General features: G+C 72.3%; 12 protein-coding genes. 7 read left to right on the forward strand and 5 right to left on the reverse strand.

The features are described from left to right. Positions 1-82 precede the first annotated feature (82 nt). Positions 83-4,126 (reverse strand): molybdopterin-dependent oxidoreductase, encoded by a 4,044-nt coding sequence (locus ACZ7L6_RS27745; protein WP_471928418.1) that lies wholly within the window; start codon positions 4,124-4,126, stop codon positions 83-85. Positions 4,127-4,391: 265 nt separating this feature from the next. On the opposite strand from ACZ7L6_RS27745, the gene ACZ7L6_RS27750 reads away from it, so the two are divergent. The 4 genes from ACZ7L6_RS27750 to ACZ7L6_RS27765 all read left to right on the forward strand — a co-directional run bounded on the left by ACZ7L6_RS27750 (position 4,392) and on the right by ACZ7L6_RS27765 (position 7,166). Continuing rightward, the gene (locus ACZ7L6_RS27750; protein ID WP_048587163.1) at positions 4,392-4,781 is read left to right on the forward strand and encodes a cell division protein SepF; all 390 of its coding nucleotides are present in this window, start codon (positions 4,392-4,394) and stop codon (positions 4,779-4,781) included. Between the two features lie 93 nt (positions 4,782-4,874). After that, positions 4,875-6,188, forward strand: coding sequence for an AAA family ATPase (locus tag ACZ7L6_RS27755; RefSeq protein WP_471928420.1), 1,314 nt, complete (start codon positions 4,875-4,877; stop codon positions 6,186-6,188). After that, complete coding sequence (locus tag ACZ7L6_RS27760; protein WP_471928422.1) at positions 6,185-6,511, forward strand: nucleotide pyrophosphohydrolase; 327 nt, start codon at positions 6,185-6,187, stop codon at positions 6,509-6,511. The genes ACZ7L6_RS27755 and ACZ7L6_RS27760 overlap by 4 nt, the downstream gene beginning before the upstream one ends. 184 nt (positions 6,512-6,695) lie before the next feature. Then, a complete protein-coding gene (locus ACZ7L6_RS27765; RefSeq protein ID WP_471928424.1) occupies positions 6,696-7,166 on the forward strand; it encodes a DUF6099 family protein in 471 nt (156 codons plus the stop codon). Between the two features lie 359 nt (positions 7,167-7,525). Here ACZ7L6_RS27765 and ACZ7L6_RS27770 read toward each other — a convergent pair whose 3' ends face one another. Further along, the gene (locus ACZ7L6_RS27770) at positions 7,526-7,702 is read right to left on the reverse strand and encodes a hypothetical protein (RefSeq protein ID WP_471928426.1); all 177 of its coding nucleotides are present in this window, start codon (positions 7,700-7,702) and stop codon (positions 7,526-7,528) included. A gap of 243 nt (positions 7,703-7,945) precedes the next feature. Between ACZ7L6_RS27770 and ACZ7L6_RS27775 the strand changes: the two genes are divergently transcribed. Next, a complete protein-coding gene (locus ACZ7L6_RS27775; RefSeq protein ID WP_471928428.1) occupies positions 7,946-8,869 on the forward strand; it encodes an LLM class F420-dependent oxidoreductase in 924 nt (307 codons plus the stop codon). A 109-nt stretch (positions 8,870-8,978) separates the two neighbouring features. Here ACZ7L6_RS27775 and ACZ7L6_RS27780 read toward each other — a convergent pair whose 3' ends face one another. From ACZ7L6_RS27780 to ACZ7L6_RS27790, 3 genes are read right to left on the reverse strand one after another with little or no spacing between them, the layout of a single operon-like run. After that, positions 8,979-9,989 carry a nucleotidyl transferase AbiEii/AbiGii toxin family protein gene (locus ACZ7L6_RS27780; protein WP_471928430.1) on the reverse strand — a complete coding sequence of 337 codons (1,011 nt, stop codon included), beginning with the start codon at positions 9,987-9,989 and terminating at the stop codon, positions 8,979-8,981. A 7-nt stretch (positions 9,990-9,996) separates the two neighbouring features. Further along, a complete protein-coding gene (locus ACZ7L6_RS27785; protein WP_471928432.1) occupies positions 9,997-10,176 on the reverse strand; it encodes a hypothetical protein in 180 nt (59 codons plus the stop codon). Then, positions 10,173-12,347 (reverse strand): hypothetical protein, encoded by a 2,175-nt coding sequence (locus tag ACZ7L6_RS27790; RefSeq protein WP_471928434.1) that lies wholly within the window; start codon positions 12,345-12,347, stop codon positions 10,173-10,175. The genes ACZ7L6_RS27785 and ACZ7L6_RS27790 overlap by 4 nt, the downstream gene beginning before the upstream one ends. Before the next feature lie 175 nt (positions 12,348-12,522). Here ACZ7L6_RS27790 and ACZ7L6_RS27795 point away from each other — a divergent pair, with 175 nt between their 5' ends. After that, entirely contained in the window at positions 12,523-14,010 is a 1,488-nt protein-coding gene (locus tag ACZ7L6_RS27795) for a 3' terminal RNA ribose 2'-O-methyltransferase Hen1 (RefSeq protein ID WP_471928436.1), read from the forward strand. Further along, positions 14,007-16,556: a polynucleotide kinase-phosphatase gene (locus tag ACZ7L6_RS27800; protein ID WP_471928438.1), complete on the forward strand. Its 2,550-nt coding sequence runs from the start codon at positions 14,007-14,009 to the stop codon at positions 16,554-16,556. The genes ACZ7L6_RS27795 and ACZ7L6_RS27800 overlap by 4 nt, the downstream gene beginning before the upstream one ends. The last annotated feature ends 1 nt before the right edge of the window (position 16,557 follow it).

Consider the following 16,557-nt stretch of genomic DNA (forward strand, 5'->3'; position numbering starts at 1 on the left):
GCCTGGTGAGCGGGGTGCCGAGGGAGGTGAAGAGTCCGGTGTGAGGCGGGTGAGAAGAACTCCGCGCGATCGCCGTGACCGGTCAGTAGACGTCCCGGACGTACCGCTTCGCCGCCGCCAGCTGTTTCACGTACGCCGACGCCTCGGCCTCCTCCAGCCCGCCGTGCGCGACCGCGATGTCCCTGAGGGCCCGGTCCACGTCCTTGGCCATGCGTGAGGCGTCGCCGCAGACGTAGAAGTAGGCACCGTCCTGCAGCCAGCGCCACAGCTCCGGGCCGTGCTCGCGCATCCGGTCCTGCACGTACACCTTGTTGCGCTGGTCGCGGGAGAAGGCGGTGTCGAGCCGGGCGAGGGTCCCCTCGTCGAGCAGCGCGGTCAGCTCGTCCTCGTAGTAGAAGTCGCTGGCCCGGTGCTGCTCGCCGAAGAACAGCCAGTTGGGTGCCTTGTGCCCGAGCGCGCGCCGCTCCTGGAGGAAGCCGACGAAGGGCGCCACGCCCGTGCCGGGGCCGACCATCACCATCGGCGTCGAGGCGTCCGCCGGCGGCCGGAAGTGCGGGGAGCGCTGCACGAAGACCGGCACCTCCGTGCCCGGCTCGGCGTCGGCGAGGAACGGCGAGCAGACCCCGCCGCGCGGCCGGCCGTGCAGGTTCTCGTACCGCACGACGGAGACCGTCAGCGAGACGCTGTGCGGGTCCACGAGCGGGCTGGACGATATGGAGTACAGCCGCGGCTGGAGCTTCTTCAGCACCCCGGCCCACTCCTCGGCGCCCGCCCGCACGGGGTGCTCGGCGATGACGTCCACGGCCTGCCGCCCCCAACTCCACTGGGCCAGACCGTCCTTGTTGTCGGGGCGCAGCAGGCGGCGCAACTCGCGGTCGTCACGGACGCGTTCGGCGACGAAGCGCAGCAGGTCCGGAGTGATCCTCGTGATGTCGAGATGCCGGTGCAGGGCTTCGGCGAAGGACACCGCACCCACTCCGTCCACCTCCACGGCGGCCGACCCGTCGACACCGGTCACCGCGAGCCATTCCTCCACCAGCGCGGGCGAGTTGACCGGCCGTACGCCGAGGGCGTCGCCCGCCTCGTACGTCAGCGAGGTCCCGCTCGTGTCGAAGGTGAAGCGCCGCACCTCCTTGCCCGCGCCGGGCAGGCTCAGCAGCCGGTTGCCGACGAGGCGGGCGGTGGCGGGGGCGGGCTTGGACTTGGGCTTGGCCTTCGGATTATCGGCCGGCTTCTCGACGGCGGGGGCGTCCGCGCCGCCCAGCACCGTGAGGACCTCGTCGAGCCACGCCCCGGCAGACGGCTCGTAGTCCGGTTCGCAGTCCGTACGGGGAGCCAGGCGCAGCGCACCCAGTTCGTCCAGCCGTGCGTCGAGCCGGCGCCCGTGCCCGCAGAAGTCGTCGTACGACGAGTCGCCGAAGGCGAGCACGGCGTACCGCACTCCGTCCAGCCGTGGAGCCCCCTCCTCGGACAGCGTGTCCCAGAAGCCGGACCCGTTGTCGGGCGCGTCGCCGTCGCCGAACGTGCTGGTGATGAAGAGCAGGTCGGCCGTGCGGGCGAGGCCGCGGACGTCGGCGTCGTCCATGCCCACCAGGGTGGTCCGGTGCCCGGCCGCGCTCAGCCGCTCGGCGGTGGCGGTCGCGAACTCCTCGGCGTTGCCGGTCTGCGAGGCCCACAGCACGACGACCTCACGGCCGTCCTGCGCACGCGGTTCCACCGCGGTCCGCGAGTACATGCCGGCCAGGACGCCGTTCACCCACAGCGCGTGCTCGGGGCTGAAGGGCGCGTCCGGCGGGAGCACGGGGACGCCCGGCGCACCGGAGTCGATCCCGGCGAGGAACCCGGTGAGGTAGAGGCGCTCCTGTGCGGACAGGACGGGCGGCGGCGCGGGTTCGAGCCCGAAGGGATCAGCCGAGCCGGGGGTGACGGCCGTGGGTGTCAGCGCCTCGACGGGCTCGTCCGGCACGGGAGCCGCCGTGGGCTCGTTGATCTTCGCCAGCGAGACGGCGCACACCTTGAACTCGGGCTGGAAGGAGATCGGATCCACCGCGTCGCTCGTCACCGCGTTGACGCTCAGGTACTCCCCGAACAGGTCGTTCCAGTGGAACGGCGCGAAACAGCCCCCCGGCCGCACCCGGTCGGTCACCACCGCAGGCAGCACGGCCCGCCCCCGCCGCGAGGCGACCTCCACCCGGTCCCCGTCGGCGATCCCCAGGGCATGCGCGTCCTGCGGATGCACCTCCACGAACGGCCCCGGGTTGAGCTTGTTGAGCTTGGCGACCCTTCCCGTCTTCGTCAGCGTGTGCCACTGGTGCTGCACCCGCCCGGTGTTCAGTACGAAGGGGTAGTCGTCGTCCGGCATCTCGGCGGCCGGCATGTGCGGACGCGCATGGAAGACACCCCGCCCGCTCGCCGTCGGGAACCGCAGCCCGCCCTCGGCGTCGACGTACCGGATCGGATTGCGCTCGGGCCCGTCCACCTCGGCGGCGGGCCACTGCACCGGCGTGTCCCGCAGCCGCTCGTACGTCACCCCGCGCAGATCCCAGCCGGTCACCGGGTTCCAGGCCCGCCGTATCTCCTCGAAGACGTCCTCGGCACTGTCGTACGAGAACCCCTTCTCGTACCCCATCGCACACGCGACGGCCGCGATGATCCGCCAGTCCGCCATCGCCTCGCCCGGCGGATCGGCCACCGGCCGGGTCAGCGTGAGGTTGCGCTCACTGTTGACGAAGACGCCCTCGCCCTCGGTCCACAGCGCGCCGGGCAGCACCACATCGGCGTACGCGTTGGTCTCGGTCTCGCCGAACACGTCCTGCGTGACGACGAACTCGGCGGCCTCCAGCCCCTCGATGACCGTCCGGCGGTTGGCGACCGAGGCGACGGGGTTGGTGCAGATGATCCAGCAGGCCTTGATCTCGCCGTCGGCCATCTTCTGGAACATCTCGACCGTGCCCTTGCCGACCCCGTCGGCGCGCAGGGTGCCCGGCGGCAGCTCCCACAGCTGCTCGACGAAGTCCCGCTCGGCGTCCACGGCGACGGACCGCTGCCCCGGCAGCCCCGGCCCCATGTACCCCATCTCACGTCCGCCCATGGCATTGGGCTGCCCGGTGAGCGAGAAGGGGCCGGAGCCCGGGCGGCAGATGGCGCCGGTCGCCAGATGCAGGTTGACCAGGGCGTTCGTGTTCCAGGTGCCGTGCGTGGACTGGTTGAGCCCCATCGTCCAGCAGCTCATCCACTCGCCCGCCTCGCCGATCAGCCGGGCGGCCGCGCGCAGGTCGTCCTCGGCGAGCCCGGTGATCTCCGCGACGGCGGCCGGCGTGTAGTCGGCGAGGAACTCCGGCATCGCCTCCCAGCCCTCGGTGTGGGCGGCGATGAAATCGGGGTCGGTGTGGCCGTTCTCGACGAGCAGGTGCAGCAGCCCGTTGAGGAGGGCGAGGTCAGTACCCGGCTTGACCTGCAGAAACAGATCGGCTTTGGCAGCGGTGGCGGTGCGTCGCGGGTCGACCACGATGAGTTTGGCGCCCGCCTTGACCCGCTCCATCATGCGGAGGAAGAGGATGGGGTGGCAGTCGGCCATGTTCGAGCCGATGACGAGGAAGACGTCCGCGTGGTCGAAGTCCTCGTACGACCCGGGCGGCCCGTCGGCGCCGAGCGACAGCTTGTAGCCCATGCCCGCGCTGGCCATGCACAGCCGCGAGTTCGACTCGATCTGGTTGGTGCGGATGAAGCCCTTGGCCAGCTTGTTCGCCAGGTACTGGGCCTCCAGGCTCATCTGCCCGGAGACATAGAGGGCGACCGCGTCCGGCCCGTGCTCGTCGATGATCGTGCGCAGTCGGCGGGCCGTCTCGGCGATCGCGTCGGCCATCGGGGAGGGCACCGGCTCCTCGCCCCGGTCGTCCCTGACCAGCGCGGTGGTCAGCCGCCCGGGCGCGGCGAGCATCTCGGCCGTCGTGGCGCCCTTGGTGCACAGCCGGCCCGCGTTCGCCGGGTGCGCCTTGTCGCCGGACGCCTTCAGGACCGTACGCCGTCCGTCGGGCCCCATCCCGACGTCCAGCAGGATTCCGCAGCCGACCCCGCAGTACGTGCAGACCGTCCGGACCTGAGTCGTGGAGGTGGTCGAGGTCACGCGCTGCCCTTCTCCGGCGGTCGGGGGTGGTGTCTAGAGCGTACGAATTGCCCGTTACGTCGATGTCACATCCCTTGATCATGAGGAGTTACGTCGGCCACACAGCCGCCCGAGGCACGATGTGAGGGGTGACGATCGCGGGCCGTGGCGCGATGTGAGGGGTGTGGGGCGGTCGCGGTCCGTGTCGCTGTTGGGCCGAACGGGTGACTTGGCGTAAGAATTGGCTGGTGCAGGCATTGAAGGCGAGTCAAGGCGGGGGGAGCCGGTGAACAGCCACGACGTCACCGATGAACAGTGGGAGGGGCTCGCCCAGGTCGTGCCGTTGCGCGGCCGAGACGCCTGGCCGTCCGCGGTGGACCACCGAGTGCCCCCCGAGGCGGTGACGGAGCCGCGACGCCGGTTCGTCGTCCTGCGGGTCAATGTGTTCGCGGACGCCCGTGACGTCGCCGAAACACTGATGGCCGGGATTCCGGTGCTGCTGGATCTGACGGGGGCGGAGACCGAGGTCGCCAAGCGCGTCCTCGACTTCAGCACGGGTGTCGTCTTCGGGCTGGCGAGCGGGATGCACCGGGTGGACCGGAACGTGTTCCTGCTGACGCCGCCGGGGACCGAGGTGAGCGGGCTGATGGAGGGGGCCGGGGTTCCGGGCACGTGAGGCGGCGGCTGGTCTGCGGGGCGGTCGCTCGATCGTAGGAAGCTCCTCGGGGTGGAACGGTTCGCCTGACGGCCGGGGTCCTACGGTCCGGGCATGGGTGTGTCGTCTGTGCCGTCTGTGTCGGGGACGTCCGGGGCCTCCGGGACTTCTGGGGCTTCTGGTGCATCGGCTGTGTCCGGCGCATCCGTGTCCGGCGGGGATGAGCCGTCTGCGGCGCGCCCCGCGGGCGCGGCGATCCACCCCGACCGGCCTCGCCTCACCGAGCTGCGGCTGTCCGCGTTCGCCCGGCATCGGGGGGCCGTGTTTCCGCTCGGGGCGTACACGCTCTTCGCCGGGCCGAGTGGGTGCGGGAAGTCGAGCGCGTTACGGGCGTACGAGGCACTGGCGCGGCTCGGTGGTGGTGCCGGTGTCGGGGAGGTGTTCCCCGACCCGGTGGCCTGTGTGCCGGAGCGGGCCCGGCCCGATGCGCAGCGGCGGCGCGGCTTCCGTATCGGCTGCACGGTCGACGGCCCCGAGGGGCCGGTCCGGCTCGACGTCGCCGTGCAGGCCGAGCCCGAACTGCGCATCGTGGGGGAGCGGTTGAGCGCGGGCGGTGTGGTTCTGCTGGAGACGGCCCTGCGGGATCCGAGCCGGCCCTGGGTGCAGGCCGCCTGGCACACGGCAGGTCAGTCGCCGGTGACACGGGCGCCGCTGCCCGACGACCGGCTCGGTACCGCCCTGCTGCCGCTGCGCGTGGCGGGCAGGACGGACGGGCAGCGGCGGGTGCTCGCCGCCGCGGAGCAGACGGTGGTGGCCCTGCGGTCGGTCTTCGCCTGCGATCCTCGGCCCGACCGGATGCGCAGGCCCGTGCCGGTCGGGTCCGGGCGGCTGCTCGGCGGCTGCGACAACCTCGCCGACGTGCTGTGGCGGACCCGGGCCGAGTGCGGGCGGCGGCATGCGCAGCTCGTGGGCGCGGCGCGGGCGGGGTGTGCCGGGGCGGTGGCGGATGTGGTCGCGGAGGTGCTCGGGGACGGCACGGTGCGGGCGCTGCTCGACCGGGGGGACGGGGTTCGGACGGAGCTCGGCCGGCTGGGCGACGGTGAGCTGCGGTATCTCGCGCTGGCGCTGGTGCTGCTGACCGGGCCCGGGGTGCTGGAGGTCGATCCGGTCGGCGAGGTGCCGGAGGCCATGCAGGCGCTGACCGTGCTGGTGGACGGGTTCGATCGGGGGCTCGATCCGGTGCAGCGGGGGGAGTTGGTCGGGTTGGCGGCGCGGATGGGTGAGCGGGGGCATATCCGGGTGGTCGGGGCGGTGAGCGACGTGGCAGGGGTGCCGGGAGCCGGCGGCGTGTCGGGAGTCGGTGGGGTGGCAGGAGTCGATGGGGTGGCGGGGGCCGGTGGGGTGACGGTGGTACACCTTGAGCCGTGACCGAACCTCTTGATGTCGCCAAGCTGCAGCGCAGGCTGGCCGAGTTCGCCGCCGCGCGCAACTGGCAGCCGTATCACACGCCCAAGAACCTCGTCGCGGCGCTGAGCGTGGAGGCGTCCGAACTGGTCGAGATCTTCCAGTGGTTGACTCCGGATGAGTCGGCGCGGGTCATGGACGACGCGGAGACCGCGGAGCGGGTGACGGACGAGGTCGCGGATGTGCTGGCGTATCTGTTGCAGCTGTGCGAGGTGCTCGGGATCGATCCGCTGGCGGCGTTGGACGCGAAGATCGACCGGAACGAGCGCAGGTTTCCGGCGCCGTAAGGAGCGGTGGAGTCCACTTTCACTCTCCGTGTTCGTTTCATGGTGCGTAACTGAAAAGTTGTCCGCAGATTTCCGTCTTCCTCTGGCTTTTCGTCTCAGGGGCCTTCACTCTGGGTAGTGGACAAGGGAGTTCGGGAGTTCGGGTGGCGCGTGGGCAGCGCGTCGGGACGGACGGGGACAGCGGATGGACGCGGTGCGGCTCATCGTGACGAGCAGGCGTGCGTTGGCCGGTAGTGGGGGCGCGCCGGAGATCATGACCGAGGTGTGGCAGGCGCAGGCCCTGGCCCAGGCGATAGGGAGCCGGCTGGCGGTCTTCGGCCCACCCGAACTGCGCGGCGAGGCACTGGGGTTGACCGAGCTGGCCGGGCGTGGCTGCGGGGTCCTGGACGCACCGGATCTGACGGAGGGCGACTTACGCGCCGCGCAGCTCACGGAGCTGGGGGATGCCCGGCAGGCGCTGATGCACCTGGGGAGCCTGCTGGGGGAGGTGGGAATTGCCCTGGTCGGTGTGGCCAGCGGCGCGGATGACGAGGCGACGTACTGGCAGTGCATGGAGGCGATCGACGCGGCGGACGAGTCGCGGGACCGGGTACGGGAGATGCTCCGCAGACTGGCGGACCGGGATCAGGTGCTGGCGGAGAGGGAGGCGGGATAGCGGGCGCCTCCGGCGGTCGGGCGGGCCTTGGCACAGGGTGAGCCCCGCATCTCAGCGCCGGTCCAGGCTTTTCAGCCCGTCCGGCGTTTGAGGACGAGGCGCCACCGTCCCCAGCCCCCACCCACCCGCAGGTGGCCGCACTTCTCGACGCCGGTCTGCATCTTTCAGCCCGTCCGGCGTTTGAGGACGAGGCCCCTTCAGGGCCGACGGGGATCCAGGGGGCGGGGCCCCCTGGCGGGGTGGAAGGGGCGGAGCCCCTTCAAGGATGGGACGGGTAGGGGCGGCGGGGGCGAGAAATCGCGGGCCGCACACCGTCCCCCAAGCACCGACGCCGCCCACCACCCCAGCCAACCGGAACCTCAGCAGACCTCCCCGTCCTGCCGCTTCCCACGCCCCGGCCCCCCGGTCGCCTGCAGATCCGCATCCAGGGCCGACAGGTCCGCGTTCAGCGCTGCCATCAGCTCCTCCATCTGCTGCAGCAGCCCCTTCGGCTGACCGGCGCCGCCGGCCTGCTGCGGTGTGGATTCCTCGGACATGACGGCCTCCTCGGCCTCCGGCCCCCGACAGAAAGTGGGCCGACATGGTGACGCTCCGGCGGTCAACGGCCGGCGCGGGCGCCGGGCGGTCCGGCTCCGACCGAGCCAACGATCACCGTCGGGGCCGGTCACTGGCCCGGCCCGGCGGCCTGCAAGGGCGTTGACGGAATTCACCCGACCGGGGCGGCCAGGGCCAGGGGGACCCGCGAGGCCGACCGGTGCCGCGGCGTGCAGGATGGAGGTATGGATCTTCGCATCTTCACCGAGCCCCAGCAGGGGGCCACCTACGACACCCTCCTCACCGTGGCGAAGGCCACCGAAGACCTTGGCTTCGACGCGTTCTTCCGGTCGGACCATTATTTGAAGATGGGCTCCGTGGACGGGCTTCCCGGACCCACCGACGCCTGGATCACCCTCGCCGGCCTCGCACGGGAGACCAGGCGGATCCGCCTCGGCACCCTGATGACCGCGGGCACGTTCCGGCTGCCCGGCGTCCTCGCCATCCAGGTCGCGCAGGTCGACCAGATGTCCGGCGGCCGGGTCGAACTCGGCCTGGGCGCAGGGTGGTTCGAGGAGGAGCACAAGGCGTACGGCATCCCGTTCCCGAAGGAGAAGTTCGGGCGGCTGGAGGAGCAGCTGGCCATCGTCACGGGACTGTGGGCGACGAAGGTCGGTGAGACCTTCGACTTCCACGGGACCTATTACGACCTCACCGAGTCGCCCGCGCTGCCGAAGCCGGCCCAGGACAGGATCCCCGTCCTGATCGGCGGTCATGGCGCCACCCGCACTCCGCGGCTGGCCGGAAAGTACGCCGACGAGTTCAACATGCCGTTCGCCTCGGTCGAGGACAGCGAGCGGCAGTTCGGGCGGGTGCGGGCCGCCGCCGAGGAGGTCGGTCGCAAGGGGGACGACCTCGTCTACTCCAACGCCCTCGTCGTGTGCGTGGGCAAGGACGACCACGAGGTCGCCCGGCGCGCTGCCGCGATCGGGCGTCAGGTCGACGAGCTGAAGCTCAACGGGCTCGCCGGTTCCCCGGACGAGGTCGTCGACAAGATCGGCCGGTACCAGGAGATCGGCTCGCGGCGGATCTACCTCCAGGTCCTCGACCTCGACGATCTGGACCACCTGGAGCTCATCTCCTCGCAGGTTCAGTCGCAGCTGTCGTAATTCCCCTCACGAATACCTCTGTTCGCGGCCCTCGGGACCACGTGGCCCGGGGGCCGTCGCGCGTGCGCCATCTACGCCGCCCACTGGCCCCTGGCCTCCGGAGGCATCGCTACGGCGCGGTCACCGAGGTCAGCGCACGGCCCAGCCGGTCCAGCCACTCCTCGGCAGGCCCCTGCACCGCTGGGTGCTCCGCGCGAAAGGGCTCCCACTCCACGGACCACGACCGCACCACGTCCCCGGTGGGCGGCGCCACTCCCGGCGGAAACACCGTGCGCAGCAGCCGCGCGGGCAGCCGCATACCCCGTGTCTCGGCGAGCAGGACGGCGTCGTACAGGTCCTTGCCCTGTGCCCCTCCCTCGGCCGAGGCGTCCGTGTGCAGCCACAGCAGCTTCCATGCCAGGGACAGCTCCCGGCTCGCGGTCCGCACCACGGCCGGCGCACCGCCGTCGGCGCGGGGCACCGCCGTGCACACGGGCGCCTGCGGAAGCCGTTCGTCACGGGCGAAGTCCATGCGGGCCTCGCCGGGCGGCAGGCCCTCGGCGCGCCAGGGGACCGTCACCCGGACACCCGGGGTGTCGTACTCGGCGTAGGTCCAGGTGCCGTCGTCACGGGCCGCGTCCGGGTCGAGGACGACACCCGGCGCGGCGACCGGCCGTTGCCGTACGAGGTCGAGCAACTCCCTGTGGGGCGGGACGGTTTCGGGTTCGGGCTCTGGGCCGGTGACCCAGCGCAGACCCTCCGGGGGTCGCACGGCTCGCAGTCCCCGGGTGTCGTGCTCCTCCTGCTCCCACATCTCGTAGGCGCCGGCACCGTCCGCCGCCTCCGGCCACTGCTGGACCACCGCCAGGTCGTCCACGTAGGGATACGGGTCCAACGGGTCGATCGGCACGATCAGCGGTCGCGGGACGATCCAGTCGAGGTCTCCCGGCTCCCGGGCCCCGGCCCCCACCCACGCCGGCATCACCATGCTGCCCCGCAGCACCAACTGGTCGGCCAGCGAGGACTCTGCGACGAGTCGGAGCAGATGGTCGAGTGCCGCGCGGCGTGCCCTGCGCCACCGCAGGCGGGCGGAGACATCGGCGGGCATGCCGGCGGTCATGTCGGTCGGCCGGTCCGTCACGGTGAGCTCAGCCCCCGCCCGTGCTCTCGTCGATCCGGCCACGGTCCAGGTCCGGGCCGTCGCCGTGGACGGCGAACCCGTCGGCGCACAGCCGCTCCGTCCGGCGCGGGAGGCGGTCCTCCGCATCGGATGCGGCTGTCGCCGTCAGCATGAGACCGGGCTCGAACTCCCCCGTGAATTCCTTCACTCAGGCGCCGCCTCCCCGTCCAGTGCCGACAGCGTCGCCCGGGCCCGGGCGCGCAGCCGCTCGTCGGCGTGGATGATCTGGTCCTCCAGTCCCGAGGTCACCACTCGGCGGTCCCCGTCCGCCAGGGCCGCCAGCTGGTCAAGGTGTGCGTCCGTGAGGTGGCGCCTGCCCAGCGCCAGCAGCGCCTCGAACGCCGTGTCCGGGTCGTGGTTGTGCTCCGCCGCGGTCAGCACCGGATCGGCCAGCGTCCCGCGCAGCTCCTCCTCGACGCCGATCGCCAGCAGCGCCAGCGCGCAGGCCGGGGCGTGCAGCGGCGTGGCGAGCATGCGCTCCAGTGCCGGGCGCAGGGGGCGTGCGGCGGGCCCGAGCCGTGCCGCCAGCCGTGCGGCCCGGACTCCCGTCCAGGTGAACCACGGCCCGTCGGATTCCGCGAGCACCGTGCCGAGGATGCGTACGGCCTCCGTGGCATCGCCGGTGATCCGCCACAGCGCCTCGGCCAGCCGCACGTCGGCGTCCAGCTGCGGGGTGGCCCGCTGCTGTCCGGGGTCGCTGAGCGCGGCGCGCAGGTCGGGCACCAACTCTGCGGCAGCCGCGCCCAGTTCGGCGATGCGCTCGGCGGCGTCGCGGACGCCGTAGTAGTGGCCCGAGAGCCGGGAACGGACGGCCGTGCGGACCGCGGACGCGTCGCCGGTCAGCTCGTACAGCGCGTGCGCCGCGGCGAGGCGGCCCTCCTCGGACCCGTCGTGCGCCGCCACGCGCAGCCGGTCCTCGACGCGCCCCCGCACCGGGCCCTCGGCGGGGCACAGGGCCACCAGAGCCTTCGGCCCGACGAGCGGAACACGGGGCAGCGCGTCGAGCAGCTCGGGCACGGCGGCGGACGCCTGCGCGCCCCAGGAGGTCAGCAGCAGGGTGAGGTGGATCGGCTCGTTGCCGCGCACCTCCGGGTCGGCGAGACGCCCGCGGACCGCGTCGAGGAGCAGGGGCTCGAAGGGCAGCGTCGCCGCGTCCGCCGTACCGAGGCCCCGGGACCCGGACGCCACGGCGAGCGCGCGAGGGCGCCGGGGCAGGTCGGCGGCGAGCAGGCGCGCGGCGCGTGCGGGGGCGACGGTCACGAGGGCCGCCAGTGCGCTGTCCGCCGGGTCGTCGGCCTCGGGACCGGTGGCGAGGCGGGTCAGGGCTTCGGCGAGAGCGTCCGCCACCGAACCCGTCGCCAGGTCCGCGATCTTGTGCAGCAGACTGAGGACGTGCGGCGCGGAGGACGGGTCGTCGAGGAGGGGCACCAGCCGGGGGAGGAGCCGCGCCGGGGCGGCACGCGAGATCATGCAGGTGTGGTCGGCGGCCCACACCGCCTCCGCGCGCACCTCGGGCCCCGGAATCGCCAAGGCGGCCTCCAGGAGCCCGAACGCCGCCTCCCGTTCCTCTTCCGTGCCCCGGCGCAGCAGCGCGTCGACCACGGCCCGCAGCGGCTCACGCCGACCCTCGTCCAACCGCTCCGAGACCAAGTCGTCGGCCGGGAGCACCGAAAGGGTCGCGTCGAGAAGGGCGGCGTCCCACGGCAGACCCGCATCCAGAGAGGCCAGCACACCGGCGATGCGCAACTCCGCAGGACCCGCCGCATCCAGCGCCGCCACGGCCGTACCCGCACTCGCCTGCGGGTCCAGCCGGGCCATGGCGGTCAGCAGCTCCGCCCGGACGACCGGCTCCCGCTCCACGGCCCACCGCCGCTCCAGCGCCGGCCACGCCCGGTGCCGCGCGGCGGTGTGCCCGGACATCCACGCCGCCGCCTGCCGCACCTGCGCGTCCTCGGCGTCCAACAGCGGGAGCACCAGGGGCAACTGGGCGGCGACGGCGTCGCGGCACGCACCGCGGGCCACCCCGTGCTCGTCGGCGCTCTCGGCTATGGAGCCGAGCAGGGCCAGCACATCGGCGCTCCGGCACCCGGCCGCCGCCAGCCGTGCCAGGAACGGCACCGCCTCCACCGTGGCCGCGTACACCGTGCCCTGGTGCCAGATGTTGCCGTAGAGCTCATGCAGAGCCTCCCCGGCCGCCTCGGCGTCGTCGTCGGTCAGCGCACGCAGCACGGCAGGAACATCCTCCGCACTGCCGTACGCGTGCTGCAGGGCGGCCCAGGGCCGGTCGTCGAGCCCGGTGAGGGCATCCGCGAGATCCATGGCCGGATCTTGACAGAGGGCACTGACAATCAGGGTCGCGGGGGCGCCGCGGGAAGGGCGGGACGGGGCGGGAACGGACGGGGCGAAAAAGCCCGGGTGGTTCCGACACGCCCTCTGTACCTTGTACAGGCGGCGCACATGCGCAGCTCAGACCCTATCCAAAGGCCAACCCACCGTGTTCCTGACGATCACTACCACCGGCACCCCGGACCGCCCCGCCACCGATCTCGGCTTCCTGCTGCACAAGCACCCCGAGAAGGCGCAGGCGTTCTCCACGTCCTACGGCAAGGCGCACGTCCTCTACCCAGAGGCGGACGCCCAGCGCTGCACGGCGACGCTGCTGTTGGAGGTCGACGCGGTGGCACTGGTCCGGCGCGGCAAGGGCAAGGGCCGGGGCGGCGCGCCCGACGCGGCACTCGCGCAGTACGTCAACGACCGCCCGTACGCCGCCTCCTCACTGCTCGCCGTCGCGCTCAGCGCCGTGTTCTCCAGCGCGATGCGCGGCGTGTGCAACGCCCGCCCCGAGCGCGCCGCCCAGCCGCTGCCCCTGCGCATCGAGGTGCCCGCGCTGCCGGCCCGAGGCGGCCCGGAGCTCGTGCGACGGCTGTTCGAGCCGCTCGGCTGGGCGGTGACCGCCGAACCCGTGCCGCTGGACGTGCAGTTCCCCGAGTGGGGCGACTCGCGCTACGTCCGTCTCGTCCTGGAGTCGGAGGCGCTGACCCTCGCCGAGGCCCTGCGTCACCTCTACGTCCTGCTCCCCGTCCTCGACGACGCCAAGCACTACTGGGTCGCCCCCGACGAGGTCGACAAGCTGCTGCGGGCCGGTGAGGGCTGGCTGCCGGACCACCCCGAGCAGAAGCTCATCACCAGCCGGTATCTGTCGCGCCGCTGGTCGCTGACCCGCGAGGCGATGGAGCGGCTGGAGCTGGTGCGGCTCGCGGAGGCCGACGACAGCGAGGTCGAGGAGATCGACAACGCCGTCGAGGCCGAGAGCGAGGCCGAGGAGAAGCCGACCCCGCTCGCCGTGCAGCGCCGGGACGCGATCGTCGCCGCGCTCAAGGCGTCCGGTGCCGCCCGCGTGCTCGATCTCGGCTGCGGGCAGGGCCAGTTGGTGCAGGCCCTCCTCAAGGACCCGGCGTTCACCGAGATCGTCGGCGTGGACGTGTCGATGCGGGCGCTGACGATCGCCGGGCGGCGGCTCAAGCTGGACCGGATGGGGGAGCGGCAGGCCTCACGCGTGAAGCTGTTCCAGGGCTCCCTCGCCTACACCGACCGCCGGCTCAAGGGCTACGACGCCGCCGTGCTCAGCGAGGTCATCGAGCACCTCGACCTGCCCCGGCTGCCCGCCCTGGAATACGCGGTGTTCGGCTCCGCCCGCCCGAGGACCGTCCTCGTGACGACTCCGAACGTGGAGTACAACGTCCGCTGGGAATCCCTCCCGGCCGGCCATGTCCGGCATGGCGACCACCGCTTCGAGTGGACGCGCGAGGAGTTCCGCGCGTGGGCGAAGGCGGTGGCCGAACGGCACGGGTACGGCGTGGAGTTCGTACCCGTCGGGCCGGACGATCCGGAGGTGGGGCCACCCACACAGATGGCCGTCTTCGAGATGAGCACCGGTACACAGAGCAACGTGAACGACGAGAAGGAGGTGAAGGCCGCATGAGCGAGACCACCCAGGCACCGAACGGGCGTGTCCTGCCCGTCACCGACCTCTCCCTCGTCGTGCTCGTCGGCGCCTCCGGCTCCGGCAAGTCCACCTTCGCCCGCCGGCACTTCAAGCCCACCGAGATCATCTCCTCCGACTTCTGCCGCGGACTGGTCTCCGACGACGAGAACGACCAGAGCGCGACGAAGGACGCCTTCGACGTCCTGCACTACATCGCGGGCAAGCGCCTGGCCGCCGGCCGTCGTACGGTCGTCGACGCCACGAGCGTGCAGCAGGACTCCCGGCGGCAGCTGATCGACCTGGCCAAGCGGTACGACGTGCTGCCGATAGCCATCGTGCTCGACGTACCGGAGGACGTGTGCGCCGAGCGCAACGCGGCCCGCACCGACCGGGCCGACATGCCGCGCCGGGTCATCCAGCGGCACACCCGTGAACTCAGGCGGTCCATAAGGCACTTGGAGCGCGAGGGTTTCCGCAAGGTGCACGTCCTGCGGGGCGTGGAGGACATCGAGAACGCCACCGTCGTCACCGAGAAGCGCTTCAACGACCTGACCCACCTCACCGGTCCCTTCGACATCATCGGCGACATCCACGGCTGCGCGTCCGAACTGGAAGCGCTGCTCGGCAAGCTGGGCTACGTCGACGGCGTCCACGCCGACGGCCGTACCGCCGTCTTCGTCGGCGACCTCGTCGACCGGGGCCCCGACAGCCCGGGCGTGCTGCGCCGGGTGATGTCGATGGTCAAGTCGGGCAACGCGCTGTGCGTGCCCGGCAACCACGAGAACAAGTACGGCCGCTACCTCAAGGGCCGCAAGGTCCAGCACACGCACGGACTCGCCGAGACCGTCGAGCAGATGGAGGGTGAGAGCGAGGAGTTCAAGCAGGAGGTACGGGAGTTCATCGACGGGCTGGTCAGCCACTACGTCCTCGACGGCGGCCGACTGGTCGTCTGCCACGCCGGTCTGCCGGAGAAGTACCACGGCCGTACGTCGGGGCGGGTCCGCTCGCACGCGCTGTACGGCGACACCACCGGGGAGACCGACGAGTTCGGGCTGCCGGTGCGCTACCCGTGGGCCGAGGACTACCGAGGCCGGGCGGCCGTGGTGTACGGCCACACACCGGTCCCGGAGGCCACGTGGCTGAACAACACGATCTGCCTGGACACCGGCGCCGTCTTCGGCGGCAAGCTCACCGCGCTGCGCTGGCCGGAGCGGGAGCTGGTCGACGTACCGGCCGAGCAGGTCTGGTACGAGCCGACGAAACCGCTGCGGAGCGAGGCACCCGGCGGGCACGACGGGCGGCCGCTCGACCTGGCGGACGTGCACGGGCGCAGGGTCGTGGAGACCCGGCACGAGGGCCGCGTCTCGATCCGCGAGGAGAACGCGGCGGCGGCCCTGGAGGTCATGAGCCGCTTCGCGATCGACCCGCGCCTGCTGCCGTACCTCCCGCCGACCATGGCACCGACGGCGACCAGCAACGTCGAGGGCTACCTGGAGCACCCGGCGGAGGCCTTCGCGCAGTACCGCGAGGACGGCGTCGAGCGGGTCGTGTGCGAGGAGAAGCACATGGGATCGCGGGCGGTGGCCCTGGTGTGCCGCGACGCGGAGGCCGCCCGCAAGCGCTTCGGCGTGGACGGTCCCACCGGGTCGCTCTACACCCGCACCGGCCGCCCCTTCCTCGACGACGAGTCGGTGACGGAGACGATCCTGGAGCGGGTCCGTACGGCGGTCGGCGAGGCCGGCCTCTGGGACGAGCTGGAGACGGACTGGCTGCTGCTCGACGCCGAGCTCATGCCGTGGTCGCTGAAGGCGTCGGGACTGCTGCGCTCGCAGTACGCGGCGGTCGGCGCCGCCTCCGGAGCGGCGTTCCCGGGCGCGCTGGCCGCGCTGGAGGGCGCGGCGTCCCGCGGCATCGACGTGACCGGCCTGCTGGCGCGCCAGCGCGAACGGGCCTCGGACGCGGCCGCGTTCACGGAGGCGTACCGCCGCTACTGCTGGACGACGGACGGCCTGGACGGCGTACGCCTGGCCCCGTTCCAGATCCTGGCGGTCCAGGGCCGCAGCCTCGCCGCCCTGCCGCACGACGAGCAGCTCACGCTCCTCGACCGGCTGGTGGAGCACGACAGCACCGGTCTGCTCCAGACCACCCGGCGCCTGTACGTGGACACCGGTGACCCGGAGTCGGTGCAGGCCGGCGTCGACTGGTGGCTGGAGATGACCGGCAGGGGCGGCGAGGGCATGGTCGTGAAGCCGCTGGGTGCCGTGGTGCGAAGTGGCGAGGGCCGTCTGGTCCAGCCCGGCATCAAGTGCCGGGGCCGGGAGTACCTGCGGATCATCTACGGTCCCGAGTACACCCGCCCCGACAACCTGGACCGGCTGCGCAAGAGGTTCCTTAACCACAAGCGGTCCCTCGCCATCCGCGAGTACGCGCTGGGGCTGGAGGCCCTGGACCGGCTGGCGGAGGGCGAGCCGCTGTGGCGGGTGCACGAGGCGGTGTTCGGGGTGCTGGCGCTGGAGTCGGAGCCGGTGGACCCGCGGCTGTGAC

Source organism: Streptomyces sp. NPDC107522 (genome assembly GCF_055657525.1).